General features: G+C 64.3%; 9 protein-coding genes. 3 read left to right on the forward strand and 6 right to left on the reverse strand.

Features of this window, described 5'->3' with window-relative positions; all coding sequences use genetic code 11:
• Window positions 1-133: 133 nt before the first annotated feature.
• The 4 genes from GXY33_04280 to GXY33_04295 form a co-directional block, all read right to left on the reverse strand.
• Window positions 134-1,942, reverse strand: coding sequence for a hypothetical protein (locus tag GXY33_04280; protein ID NLX04343.1), 1,809 nt, complete (start codon window positions 1,940-1,942; stop codon window positions 134-136).
• Window positions 1,943-2,037: 95 nt separating this feature from the next.
• On the reverse strand, window positions 2,038-5,175 hold the full coding sequence (locus GXY33_04285) for a cellulase family glycosylhydrolase (GenBank protein NLX04344.1): 3,138 nt from the start codon (window positions 5,173-5,175) through the stop codon (window positions 2,038-2,040).
• Between the two features lie 218 nt (window positions 5,176-5,393).
• Complete coding sequence (locus GXY33_04290; GenBank protein ID NLX04345.1) at window positions 5,394-5,975, reverse strand: DUF1559 domain-containing protein; 582 nt, start codon at window positions 5,973-5,975, stop codon at window positions 5,394-5,396.
• Entirely contained in the window at window positions 5,972-7,015 is a 1,044-nt protein-coding gene (locus GXY33_04295) for a LacI family transcriptional regulator (protein ID NLX04346.1), read from the reverse strand. Before GXY33_04295 ends, GXY33_04290 begins: the two co-directional genes overlap by 4 nt.
• A 155-nt stretch (window positions 7,016-7,170) precedes the next feature.
• Between GXY33_04295 and GXY33_04300 the strand changes: the two genes are divergently transcribed.
• From GXY33_04300 to GXY33_04310, 3 genes are all read left to right on the forward strand, one after another.
• Window positions 7,171-8,001 (forward strand): metallophosphoesterase, encoded by an 831-nt coding sequence (locus GXY33_04300; GenBank protein ID NLX04347.1) that lies wholly within the window; start codon window positions 7,171-7,173, stop codon window positions 7,999-8,001.
• A complete protein-coding gene (locus tag GXY33_04305) occupies window positions 7,988-8,986 on the forward strand; it encodes an exo-alpha-sialidase (protein NLX04348.1) in 999 nt (332 codons plus the stop codon). Before GXY33_04300 ends, GXY33_04305 begins: the two co-directional genes overlap by 14 nt.
• 307 nt (window positions 8,987-9,293) lie before the next feature.
• The gene (locus GXY33_04310) at window positions 9,294-10,286 is read left to right on the forward strand and encodes a sodium:calcium antiporter (GenBank protein ID NLX04349.1); all 993 of its coding nucleotides are present in this window, start codon (window positions 9,294-9,296) and stop codon (window positions 10,284-10,286) included.
• Window positions 10,287-10,361: 75 nt separating this feature from the next.
• On the opposite strand, the gene GXY33_04315 is transcribed toward GXY33_04310, so the two are convergent.
• A complete protein-coding gene (locus GXY33_04315; GenBank protein NLX04350.1) occupies window positions 10,362-11,876 on the reverse strand; it encodes a hypothetical protein in 1,515 nt (504 codons plus the stop codon).
• A gap of 80 nt (window positions 11,877-11,956) precedes the next feature.
• The gene (locus tag GXY33_04320; protein ID NLX04351.1) at window positions 11,957-12,772 is read right to left on the reverse strand and encodes a hypothetical protein; all 816 of its coding nucleotides are present in this window, start codon (window positions 12,770-12,772) and stop codon (window positions 11,957-11,959) included.
• Window positions 12,773-13,048 lie beyond the last annotated feature (276 nt).

Raw genomic sequence — 13,048 nt, forward strand, 5'->3', positions numbered from 1 at the left:
CGGTAGGGTTTGCTGCAATGCCGCCGTGGACCATTCTACGTCTTGGGGCGGGCGATCGCAAGCGGTAAGTCCGCCTGACAGCGGCGGTTAGGATGAGGGCCGTCGGGCGGGCGAGATGGCAGCCGCCGGTCCGCTATTTGCGGATGTGGGCGGGCGGGCGGACCATGTCCAGGGCGTGCTGGGCGTGGTAGATGCGCTCGAGCTCGCGGAAGGCCGCCTCGCAGCGGTCGGAGACGCGGAACTCGCAGCGGGCCAGTTCGGCGTCGATTAAGGCTCGCAAGTAGAGCACGCGCCATCGCCACGACTGCCGCACCGGATCGGGAAGCTGAGCGTCGGTCTCAGCGATCAGCCGCCAGGCCTCATCCGCGCCGGCGATGCTGGTCATGACGATGCGGGTCACGCCATCCGCGTCGTGTCGCCGGCGTTCGATGTTCTTTTCGAGAATGGCGATCGCCCGACTGACCGGATCGACGGCTGCGGGTGAGAAGTTGAAGGCGATGTACTCCCTGACGGTTTCGTGGGCGGGACGGTCCGGGTCCCAGTAGAGTTGGGCACAGATGGCTTTGTTGATGTCTTCGTAGATCCCCTCTGAATAGGGAAAGCCGCCGGAGAGTTTGTCCTTCGTCACATCCCAGAGCGACTGCAGGTAAGCCGGAGCGGGGTTGGCTCCGTACCCGCCCCACGGCTCGTGGAGATACATGCTGATTTCGGGGAAGTTGATCATCGGCAGGCCGCCGGGCGAACCGTGGGCGAGAGGATACGGCGGGAACTTCCCACCGTAGTTATCGGCCAGGATGTAATCGATCCAGTCCGGGCGCTGGCGGTTGAATTCGGCTGTGATGCCTTCCCACTCGCCGATTCCCCAGCGGTCGAAGTACCAGGTGGAGAGGATGACCTTTCCGTCGGGAAAGAACCGGCGGTAGAGGCGGGCGATTGGCTCGCCCGCTTTGAGGAATCCGTTCGCTCCCCAGACCTTGCATTGTTCGCAGGTGCATCCGCCGCTGTCGTAGGGCCAGAGCATGTAGTAGTCGAGGCCGGTCTCCTGGAAGACGCGGAGCTTCTCTTCGTTCCATTTCAGGAGCAGGTCCATCGCGCCGGGTTTGTTGGGGCACAGTTCCGGGCCGAGGTTGTAGATGCGTGGGCCGTGGTCGGCGTAGTAGCCGTTATGATTGACCGTGCCGCTGTCGGCCCGCAGGTCGGCTGGGCTGGTGGCATAGGCTTCGTTGACCGGCGTGCCCATGGCCGTCGCGAGCCCCAGGTCTTTGGCCGTCTGAAACAGGGCCCGCAGCCGCGTCAGCATCGCCTGGGCTTTGGGGTCATCGATGCTGTCGAAATGGTGCATGTCGAACCAGACCAGGAGCACGTTGACGCCCCAGAGCGAGAGGTCCTCGACGTACTGCCTGACCTCCTCGATCGGGGCCTCGTGATAGTAGTTGTGGAAGTGGGTGGCGAAATAGATGCCTCGCACGGTTTTTTGGGGGACGGAGGCGCCGCGCCACGGACTGAGAACGAGTCCATCTTCACGGTAGCCGCAGGTGCGCAGGAACTTGCCGACGCCGTAGAGCAGGCCGAGGCGGTCGTTGCCGGCGATGCGGATGGTTCGCAAGCCGCGGTCGGAGATCCGGAATCCCTGGCGTCCGATGCCCGGTTCGATGGCCAGTTCGACGGTGATCGGCGCTTCGCCGGAGGTCACGGCGACGGCCGGACAGCGCCGGCCAAGCTGCCGCGTGAACACCGCGGCGACGTTTTCCGCGGGCTCGTTTCGATCCGGCAACAGGACGAGGCGCACGGCTTTTATCGTCTCGAAAGGCCCGGAAGACGTGAGAGAAGGATTGGTGGCGTCCACCGCTGTGCTCCCTTCCGGTGCATTGGCGGAGCAGGCCGGCGGACCCAGACCGCACAGAACACCGATCGCCAAGAGAACCCAACTTGCGTTGTTCATGCCGGTTCTCTTACCCTGCCGATCCTCCTGAGTCAACCTCCTCCATCATCTTGCGTTCCGGCATCCTCGACTCGACTCGCCTTGACGGATCGCTCCTACGGCAGCAATCGGACGGTGTAGCCGGTGACCGGCTGGCCTTCCTTGTCCAGGAGCCGGAGAAACAGCTCGTGGCCGCCGATGTCGTTGTGGATTTTGACCAGCAGGCGATGCTGGCCCTTGCTCAGTTGGACGGGGTATTGCTCCTGGTCGCGTTCGGCTTGGCGGAAGGCGACGTTCTCGGCGACCAGGTTCTCGTCGATCCAGAGCCGGTAGCCGTCGTCGCTGCCGATCGAGAGGGTCACATCCATGTCCTGCGGCACCACGATATAGGCGGCAGCGTATCCGATGCACTGCTCGACGATGCTGCCCTGTTCGACGAGAAGCGGGCTGGTGAAGTGCTTGGTCAGGTCGACGCGGGCGTCGTCGGCGTGCAGCGGCTGCCAAGCCACCCGCACGTCGACCGGGTTCCACTTGGGTTCCGGCACCGATGGGAAGAACGCGAAGTGTTCCTGGTCGACGCGCGGCTGAATGACCGGCTCACCGCGGCCGTGGCCGTAAATCCAGCAGACGTCGAGGAAATCGCTGTCCCAGTTGGCCGGCGTCTTGTCGATCGCCCATCGCAGGCCGGGCGAGGGGAACGGGCCGCAGACCAGCCAGTCGCGGATGAAACCCTGCTCGTCCGGCGTGAAGTCCTTCGACCAGATCTCCTGCATCTCGGTGATCGGCGGCGTGAGGCGCGGCACGTGGAACGCTGAGAACTCGGTGACCTTGGCGCCGCGGTCGTTGTCGCAGGCGATGATCATACGAAGTTGCCGGGTCTTGACCTCGGTGATCGTGTAGTCCTCGAGGGGCAGGCCGGGGCTTCGCCAGTCGGGCGTGCCGCTGCACGGCCGCCACTTGGCCCCGTCGAACCACTCGGCTTTGTAGCGGTCGGGCAGGGCGTCGGTGGGCCAGGCGCAGATCAGGCGGTTGATCGTCTGCGGTTGCGGCCAGCGGTATTCGATCCAGTGTTCGCCCTTGGCCGGTGCCGAGGCCCAGGCTGCGCCGTCGGTCTTGCCGTCGCGAACGGCATCGAGGGTGGCCCCTTCGGCCGTCGAGTCGGCGGCGAGCTCGGCTTGGTCTTTGTAGTCCGTCGCGGTCAAGCGGGTCTGAACCTTGTCCGGGGCGAGCACGTCGTCCTGCTCGACTCGCACGCTCAGGCTGGCCAGATAAGCGTCGATCGCCTCGCGCGTTCCCGTCAGCAGCAGCGGCGAGGAGCCGATCTGGAGTTGGCCCTCGGTCGTCAGCGGGTTGCAGAACAGATCCATCAGTTGGATGCTTTGGTCCTTCGGCGGCTGGATGAAGCGGCTCTCGCCGAGTTTCAGACGGATCGCCCAGACGCCCGCGATCGTCCGATCGCCCTTCTTGAACCGCAGCCCCCACAGACCCTCCGGCAACTCCGGCCGACCGTCCGGCGATGCGCCGGTCAGCAGGCGGTTGACCTGGGCCATCGCCACCGCGGCCGGCAGCGGCGTCTCCTCCCAGTCCGTCAGCGCCCACGAATTGCCGTACGCCGTCCCGCTGTGATAGTAATTCCAGCGGATGTTGTAGTGCAGATGCAGCATCAGGTAGCGGGCCGCCATGGCTGTGCCGAGTTGATATGAGACGGGCGTCCGCTTGACGAATCCCTTGCCGCTCCAGAGGCCGTAGGGCATCGTGCCGCCGATGTAGAAGCTTTCCATCGGGCACAGGCCGGACTCGGTATCCCAGAGCATCTTGCCCGCCCCGCCGTGCTCGTCGAGGATCGTCCGCAGGCCCTGGACGTACTCGTCGAACCGCAGGTCCATATCAAGCGGATGGGTTCCGCCGCCGCCGAAGTACAGGTGCGCGCTGATCACGTCGAGCGGTTTGCAGAAGCCGGCTTTGGCCATTTTCTCCCACCACTTGAGGCCGGGCGGAATCTCTTCCGGCGGGCCGCCGGCCAGGATGGTGGCGTTCGGATCGGCCTCGCGGATGACCTTCGCCGTCTCGGCGACCCGCTTGACGTGCCTGGCGACGAACTCATCGGTCGGCTGATCGTACGGCTCGTTGTAGATTTCGTAGGCCTTGATCCGGCCGCGATAGTGCTCAGCCACTGCGCGGACGTAGGCCAACCACAATTGATCGTAATCGTCGCGACCGATTGCCCAGTCCGGGGCTCGCTCCAGGACGACCAGTTCGGCCAGCGGCGCATCGAGCGGCTCATAGTCGAACTGGAACGGCCCGTTCTCCTCCGGCTGGACCGTACGCCAGAAGAGCTCGCCGCCGCCGATGTCCCACTTGCGGTTCCACTTGGCGCCCATCCAGCGGAGCAGCGGCAGGTTGCCGTGTCCGCCCACCAGGTCGTTGACCGGCGGTTCCAGCGGCGACGCCACGCGGCTGACCATACGCTGATAGTCCCGCTGCGCGCCGTCCGGCATGGTCACCAGGAATCGCAGCAGGTACGGGCCGAACCTGGCCGGCACGGGGATGACTTCCATCCTCTGCCGCGGGGCATCGCCTCCCAGCGGAAAGGTGAAATCGTACTGGCCGACCTGCTCGTGTTCGTAATCCAAAATGATGCAGTGGACTTTGGCCTCGCCGTTGATGCCTTCCGACGCGCCGCCTCTCACGCGAATCTCGACCGGCATCTCCGGTGTCACCCAGATCGGATGGAGGTGCTTTTCGGGCCAGTCCAGCAGCAGCGTTGACCACTTCTCCACCGCCAGTCCCGCCGTCGGCTTGTATTGCTCCGGAAGCGGCTCGCCCGCCGGTACGATGGTGAACCAGTCGATCATCGCGGCGGCATCGCCCCATAGGTCGAAGCAATCCGTCGCACAGGTCGTGCCGAACCGGAAGGGCCCGATCACAGCCGGACCGGACGGATTGGCGTAGGCCACCGGGAATACCGCGTCGGCCACCGCCACATCGAACCGCACGCGCTCGCCGGCACTTTCGTGGTGCGTCGCCCGCAGGTAAAAATCATAGTCGTTACCCGGCAGCGACTCGCCCTCGCCAAAGACCACCCGGGCCAGGTCCTGCGGATTGAGACCCAGGCTCTGAAAGCCGTTGGGAAACATGTAACGCGGCGTCAGCGTGCACCGGACATCGCAGTTGATCGGATTGGCGACTTGCGCATGCACCAGACCACCCAAAGACAGCGCAGCGAGAACAACCGCGAGTGAGCATTTTCGCATCGTGGAGACTCCTTTGGCGAATGAAGACGAACAGATCGAGACCGCTATTCTTTTCTCGAGTAGTAGATCAAGTCGGACATCACTTCCGCATCGGTCAGGGCTCGGGCGTGCCCGTCAGGAAACGCTCCGTTCGCAAAGGCGCGAGGCGGCTGGCCTGTGGCGTAAACGGCGCCGGCACTGATTCCCGGGCCGGCGTGACGGAACACGATCGGGTTGCCCTAAGTGTATCGTGGCGGAAAGACCACGCCGTGGCCAATGCATTCCGACCAGCCCAGCGTGCCCGAGGGATAGAGAATCTCATCGACGCGCCACCAGGGGAAGTAGGGCGAGGACGGCGGTCCTCCGGGGGAATAGACATGGCCGCCCAAGAGCGTATTCCAGCCATAGGGCATCCACGTCCCGCCACCTACCTCGCAGATGGCCTGCGGCTCGCTGGGACAGGCGTACGGCGGAAGATTGTGCGGTTCCCCATATGGGCACGTCCACTGGTCACGGAACACGTCCATACCACCGTTGCCGATGTAAGACTCGACGCGATCGATGGGAGGAGCGCCGTTGTAGTTGTAGCCGGCGTAGTGCCCGACATCGGCGGCGTAGAACATCTGGGCCGTCATGAGCTGCTTGAGGTTGCTCTGGCAGATCGCGACGCGGGCGCTCTCCCTCGCTGCGCTCAGCGCGGGCAGCAGGATCGCCACCAGCACCGCGATGATCGCGACCACCACGAGCAACTCGATCAGCGTGAACGCCGCCGATCGCTGGCGGATCACCGGGTATGGACAACGTGGCCTTATGGTTGTCATCTCTTTGACTCCAAGTTTCCGTCTTGAGGAACGGTTGTATCCGTTGTGATCAGCCGACCGGGAATTGGCGTCGCATGGTCCGGCGGCAGGCCGCCCGCCATCAGCTCCGAGAGGATGTCCACCGCCCGTTTCGCCATGAGGATTTCGGGGATCTCCATCATCGGCGTGAGAAAGGAGCTGCGGTACTGCACCTCCCAAGGCGAGGCGAAATAGGTCAAGGCCACGTCGTCGGGCATCCGCGCGCCTTCATGGGCCAGAACGTGCAATGCCCCGTCGTACACCGTCCGGTTGTAGCAGATCGCAGCCGTCGGACGCGGGATCCGCACCAAGACGGTTCGGGCGATCCCGGGATAGGTCCACTTCGACCGAGCCAGATGCAACGCCGACGTGTCGAGGTCCGCCTCGGTCAACTCATCCAGCACTCCCCGGTACCGGTCGCGTGCGGCGTAGTGATCGGCGACAAAGCCGATATACCCGATGCGCCGGTGGCCTTGTTCGATCACGTATCGCGTCAGCATGCGTGCCGTGCCGTACTCATCGGCGTTGACGCACACCACGCCCCGTTTCGGCTCGCGGTTCACCCACACCACCGGCGAGCCCATCTCAGCCAGGCGCTCGTCCACGTGGTCCGGCACCAGACCCGTCGCGTCGATGCCGATGATCCCGTCCACGGCCAGTTCCGAGAACAACTGGGGCGGCTCGAGGAATTCCTTGGTGCGCACGTCGATGTGGAACGGCTCGAAGACGGCTGAGTACCCCCGGTCGGCCAGTTCGTCGGTCGCCCCGTCCAGATAGCCCGTATACGTCGAGTGGCTCGTTCCCTTGCCGCCGTAGCGCATGACCACGCACGCCACGCGGCCGAACCGCCCGCGCCGCATCGCCCGGGCGGCGGAGTGCGGATGGTAGTTGCACCGCTGGGCCGCCTGCATGACCCGGTCGCGGGTCCGCGAGGTCACCAGCGGACTGCGGCTGAACACGCGCGAGACAGTCGCCGTGCTCACGCCCGCCATTTCCGCCACTTCTCGGAGGTTCTTGGCCATCGTCCCACGTGCTCCCTGGTGCAACAGTTGCATGCTATCCGAAATTGTAAACGTTTACAAGAGAAATCTTGCCACCGTGTTTCTCAAGGCGTTATACTGGGCAAACGTGCCGGTCGGCGATCCGGCCCGGCGACGCCCAGAGAAGGCGGCATCCGTTGCAACCCGCTGAGCAACCGATACTTACGCTCATCCAGTTCTCCGACGCCCACGTCGGCAACCCCGCCAACCTCCCCCGTCACGACCGCCTGGCCGCCGCGGTAGAGCTGGCCAACGCCCGCAAACCCGCGTTCGTAATTGATACCGGCGATGTGGCGAGTCATCCGGTTTATGGCGCGCAGGCGGAGTATCTGGCGGAGTTTGATGGGTATCTGGAGCATGTGGCCCGGCTTGCCCCGCCGCTGTATGTCGTGCCGGGCAATCACGATATCGGTTATCCCGAGCCGGCGGCGCCGCGGGCGGATGGGACGCCGTGGGGGGAGTATCGGGAACTGGTTGCGGCGTACCGGCTGCGATTTGCCGTGATGGATCAGTCGTTTGTACACAGCGGGTTTCGTTTTATTCTGGTCAACAACAATCCGCGGACGTCCAAAGGACCGGGGCACATCTCGGCTGAGCAGTTTGAGTGGATCGAGCGGGAGTTGGCTTGCGGTCAGACGACGTTTGTCTTCTGTCACGTTGAGGTGCTGCACGAGGGCGTCGGCGAGCCTTGGGGGCCGTCGTCCGAGCGGCTGAGCGCCCTGTGCCGGCGACACGGCGTGCCGGCGGTCGCGTACGGGCATCGGCACGAGATGCATTTGACGCCGCTTGACGGCACGCTGTATGTCATGTGTCCGGACCTGAAGGTCCCCGGCCACCAGGCGATCCTCGAGTATCGCCTGTTTGCCGGTCACTTCGACCTTTGGTCGTTCGATGTTCTTTCCGGCCAGGGCGAACGTCTGGGCCGATTTGATTTTGCTCGGGAGAACCACTCTGATGGTAAAGCTTGACTGGGTCCGCAAGATTTATGATGACAGCATGCACTGCGCATTTACCGACATGGTTCGGTGGAACGGCTGGTATTACGTGGCCTTTCGCCGGGCTTTCGCCCACGGCATGGTGCCATTCGGCGACGTGTTCGTGATCCGCAGCCGCGACCTGGGGCAGTGGGACGTCTGCGGGATGCTGACCACCGGCTTTGACGATCGGGATCCGGCGTTTGTCGCCGACGACGACCGGCTTTGGGTTTACTTCTACTCGCGTTTCGCGGAGACCGCGTTGGTCGACGGCCGCCTTCACCGCATAGAAGGCGGGGCGCAGCGGTCGCAGACGTACGTTTCGTGCACGAGCGACGGCGTGTCATGGCACGTGCCGGTTCCGGTGTACAAGCCGGACGTGTGGCTGTGGCACCCGCAGCGGTTCGATGACGGCTTCTACTGCGCCGCCTACGAGACCAAGGCCGATCGTGCCGCCCGCGAGCTGATGCTGTTGCGGTCCGACGACGCGGTGGACTGGCGCAAGGTCTCGACCATCCAGGAGAACAACGGCGGCGAGTCGTTTATCGTTCGCGACGAGGACGGGCGCTTTATGGTGGTCAACCGTGGCGCCCTCAACGAGGCCCGGACGGATTTTCTCCATGCCGATCCGCCGTATGTCGCATGGTCCGGCTGGCGGGTCGCGCACGGCATGCAGAGTCCGAACGTGGTTCGCGTGGCGGGCCGGCTCATCGCGGCAGGTCGGCGATCGATCGTCGATCCGCCCGACTGGTGCAAGGCGGTCACGTCGATTTTCGAGATCGATCCGGAGAAACAGACCACGCAGCGGCTGCTCGATCTGCCATCCGGCGGCGATACATCCTACTGCGGCATGGTGGTCGAGAACGATGGTTCGATCCTGCTCAGCTACTACTCGCAGCACGAGTACATCAGTCGGCCGGATTTCCGTCACGGCCAGCGGCCCGCGTCGATCTACCTGGCAAAGCTGAGCGTTGGGTGATGGCCGTCTGAGGGGTGTGACGTCGGTTCAACTTGCCTTTGGGACAGCACGGAGCACGCGGAACACGCGGAGAGGGCAAGGAGTCAGACTTCAGTAGTCAGAAGTCAGAATCAAGAAAGACCCCGCCGAGGGCGGCGGAGCTGATGGAGGGCAGCCGCCGGCCTTTCGCACCGCACACGGATTCCTCTTGCCCGCCCGCCGCCAGTGCGTACACTGAATGCTTCGGCAGATTCACCGCCACGCGTATGCACGGAGAAACGCCTTGGAATTCATTGACTACATCATTCCCTTCGAGCGGATCGCTGCGATGTCCACCGGTCCGCAGGTTCTGCTGATCCTGGTGATCATCGGGGCCAGCCTGGCCGTCCTGACCAAGGGGGCTGATTGGCTGGTGGACGGGGCGGCCCAACTGGCCTACCGGCTTGGCATTTCCAAGATCATCGTCGGGGCCACGGTCGTCTCGCTGGGGACGACCACTCCGGAGACGGCGGTTTCCGTCCTGGCCGCTTTGCGCGGCGAGATCGGGATTGCGCTGGGCAATGCGGTCGGTTCGGTCATCTGCGACACCGGGTTGATCTTCGGCCTCGGCTGCCTGCTCACCCGGCTGCCGCTCGATCGCTTCATTCTCAACCGCCACGGCTGGCTCCAGTTCGGCTCCGGGCTGCTGCTGGTCTTCCTGGTGGTGATCTCGACCGCCGTCTACGGTGCGCCGGTGATCACCCGGCCGATGGGGGTCATGCTGCTGTGCCTGTTGGCTGGGTACATGTTCATCTCGATCCGGTGGGCCCGCAACCATCCCAATCCCACCGGGGATATCCCCGCCGTCACCCACAGCGTGACCGCCTGCATGATGATGATCATCGTCGGCGTGTTCATGGTCGTCTTCAGCGCCCAGGCGCTGATCCGGTCGGTCGCGCTTCTGTGCAATCTGCTGGGCATTCCCGAAGCCGTGGTCGCAGCCACGGTGGTGGCGTTCGGCACTTCGCTGCCCGAACTGGTCACCGCCCTGACCAGCATCCGCAAAGGGCATCCGGAGATCATGATCGGCAACATCGTCGGCGCCGATATTCTCAACGTCCTCTTCGTCACCGGGGCGTCGGCGGCGGCCGTCGCACTGCCCGTGCCGGCGGAGGTGCTGCGGATTCACCTGCCCACGATGATCCTGATCCTCCTGCTGTTCCGAATCTTCATCTACACGAGCCGAGACCACTTCCGCCGATGGTACGGCATCCCCCTGCTCGCGATCTACGCCGCGTTCATCATCGTGTCCTACTTCGCCCGCGGCATCGTGGGGCTATAGCCGTCCCGTCAGGCAGGCGTCAGCGGTCCGCCCGCCGACCTGTGCGGTCGCGTCACCGGCACACCGGCGCGGCGGTTACTCCAAGGACCAGGTCTGGCCCCAGTTGTCGAGCAGACGTTGGAAGTCCGGGAACCCGATCATGCCGTCCCGATTGTAGTCGAGCAGGAAATCGTACCGTCCGTCTCCGGTGTAGATGGTGGCGCTCCACGCGTCATACATCAGCTGGAAATCGCTGTAGCCGACGATCCCGTCGTAGTCGAAATCGGCGTAGATCGGCGGAGCGTCCAGGTCGCACTGGCCGCCGTTCCAATCGACGGTGATCGCCGCCCGCTCGTCCTGCGTTCCGAAGTGGCCGACCGTCCAGCAGGAGTACGAGTCGATCAGCACGATGTCCTGGGTGATCCCGGTGATTTCCATCCGGTCCGGCGAAATCTCGACAAACCGCACCGTCACCGGCAGGAACTCCAGGACGTGACCGGAGGCGTCCTTGGTCCTCAGGAAGACCGTTCCTTTGGTGTTCAGAGCGGGATCGGCGGGCAGCGCCCGCGGCAGTCGCCAGGTGATCCTGGCCACGTAAGGCGTCGTCAGCATGATCGACCCTTCGTCCACGTACTCCGGATCCACCCAGCCGGTTGCCGGATCCAATCCGTTTGGATCGTAGAAGATCGGCAACAGGTATACCCCGCCCGGCGGGACTTCCTCGAATGTCCCGTTCGGGTCGATCCGGCCCCAGGAGAAGTAGACGATGGCGTTGGGATCGTAGTAGTTCGGGTCCGCCTCCGGATAGTCCATCGGCGCCGGCTCCACTTCCGGCTCAGCCGGCGGATCGTCAGCGGTCCTCGAATCGAGGTGGATGATCAGCGGAGCCAGTTCTCCAGACGGCGCTGCGCCGCCCTCGCCGCCATCCGACGGGGCCGATCCGCCGCCGGGATAGACGATCCCCGGATCGGGGCTGTAGTACTGGAAGCAGTTCTCCATCGTGTTCCAGAACAGGATTTCCGAACCGGGATAGGCGTCGAGGAAGAACGCCTTGAGGTAGAAGCAGGCGCTGGGCTGACCCAGAGGCACGCTGATCTTGATGTCGACGTACGTATAGGTGTAGTCGGCCGGCCATTCCTTGCCGGGCAGACCGTTGGGGTCGCCCAGTCCGACCACGACGTAAGCCAGCCCATTGGCATCGCTTGGCGTGATGTCCACGTAGCCCAGGCTTTCCCAGCGGTCGAAGGGCCCTCCGGCGACGGGCGTTCCGCCGCCCGAGAAGGTATCCCAGTGCCCTATCACTTCCGCCCTCAGCCCGATCCCATCTTTGAAGTACGGCCCCCCGTGTGTGTCGAGCATCTGGACGGCGTACCGGAACTCGCCTCGGCGCATGGTTCCTCTGCCGTCGTGATTCTCGGTGTATGACCACTGGTCGAGCATCCAATTCTGCCACCAGGGATAGTTGGGATCGTAGCCGCCGCACGCGACTACAGAGATGTCGAAGACGAATTTCGCCTCGGCGACGTTCGCCTGCTGGCACCCGTCGATCACCAGCAGGGGCATCAGAACGATCAGGACAAGAATCACCTTCTTGGTCGTTCCAGTCGTCATGGCAGGCCCCCTTTTGCGGAATGGAACGGATGTGGATTGGAACCCGTACGACCCGCTGTCCCGTCCCGCCTATGGTCCGTTCATGGCCGTTCCTCCTCCAGAGATCTCGCGTCGCGCCCGTCCCCTCTCGCGGGCGTGAAGCGGAGTCCTCCGTGCATCGGCCGGTAGACCAGGTTCCTCTGCGGGTGCCGCGTCACCAGGTCCCTCGCCAGCCGGTCCAGGACCTCGGGATCAGACACGTCCGCGCCCTCTTCAAAAGGAACAAACGGCACAAACCAGTCCGTACAGCCGGAAAAGCTCAGGTCGTGCGGATCGAACGATTCGAGCGTGATCCTGTTCAGGGGCCGGCGAAGGATCTCCGACCCGTCGGCGGCACAGAAGGTGGTGATGTCCATCGGGATGTAGTAGTCGCCCGGTTCGGCGTGCCGTGCCAGCAGCATGGCCAGTTTCCTGAACCACCGCGGTCCACCGGCGACCCGGCCCGCCGCAGCAAAGCGATAGGGCCCGTACCGCGGCCAGCATTCCTCGACGTCCTCGACGGCTGGGTCCATCCAGATCGGCCGCACGAGCATGCCCTCCTCCTGGCCCACCGGTCGCGGTTCCTCCCATGTGTTCCACACTTCCAGCACTTCCTCGGTCAGCGGCGCCACCCGCTCCCATGTGAAGCCCAGCCGCAGAACTCCCCGCCCGCCGGTGACCGCCTTGAGCCGTCGATCGATCTCCTCGATCGATGTGCCCGGCTCCTTCAAAGCCGCCACGAGGGCCGCCGCCCGGACGTGGTCTTCTTCCGTCAGCTCGATCGGACCGCGCGGCAGCCCCAGGAAGGCCACCACAGACGCTGCAGCCAGCAGGAGAAAGGCCGCTGACCAATAGACCGCGGCATTTCTGATCTTCATGATCATCGTCCTGACCATCCGTTGACACCGTTTCCTCACCCAGGACCGCGCGATGCGAGCGCATCGCCTCCGGACCATCCGTGGAAGAACTTGAGGCGTCCGACCCTGGACGCTCCTGGCGCCGACGGCCGGGCTTTGCCGGTCCCGAAAGCACCTGCCCGAGAACGGCGGGAGAATGGCGCCATGCTCAGGCCCGGTCCGGCGACCGATCAGACTGGATTGACAAAGGCCGAGAACACGTCCCAGGAGAATCTCACGGCGCCGGCCAATGGAACG

The organism is Phycisphaerae bacterium, assembly GCA_012729815.1.
Taxonomy (GTDB): domain Bacteria; phylum Planctomycetota; class Phycisphaerae; order JAAYCJ01; family JAAYCJ01; genus JAAYCJ01.

Excerpts from the sequence above, each read along its gene's own strand:
- GXY33_04315 (NLX04350.1), bottom strand. The coding sequence starts at position 11,876 with ATGACGACTGGAACGACCAAGAAGGTGATTCTTGTCCTGATCGTTCTG.
- GXY33_04320 (NLX04351.1), bottom strand. The coding sequence starts at position 12,772 with ATGAAGATCAGAAATGCCGCGGTCTATTGGTCAGCGGCCTTTCTCCTG.
- GXY33_04290 (NLX04345.1), bottom strand. The coding sequence starts at position 5,975 with ATGACAACCATAAGGCCACGTTGTCCATACCCGGTGATCCGCCAGCGA.
- GXY33_04295 (NLX04346.1), bottom strand. The coding sequence starts at position 7,015 with ATGGCCAAGAACCTCCGAGAAGTGGCGGAAATGGCGGGCGTGAGCACG.
- GXY33_04285 (NLX04344.1), bottom strand. The coding sequence starts at position 5,175 with ATGCGAAAATGCTCACTCGCGGTTGTTCTCGCTGCGCTGTCTTTGGGT.
- GXY33_04280 (NLX04343.1), bottom strand. The coding sequence starts at position 1,942 with ATGAACAACGCAAGTTGGGTTCTCTTGGCGATCGGTGTTCTGTGCGGT.
- GXY33_04305 (NLX04348.1), top strand. The coding sequence starts at position 7,988 with ATGGTAAAGCTTGACTGGGTCCGCAAGATTTATGATGACAGCATGCAC.
- GXY33_04310 (NLX04349.1), top strand. The coding sequence starts at position 9,294 with ATGTCCACCGGTCCGCAGGTTCTGCTGATCCTGGTGATCATCGGGGCC.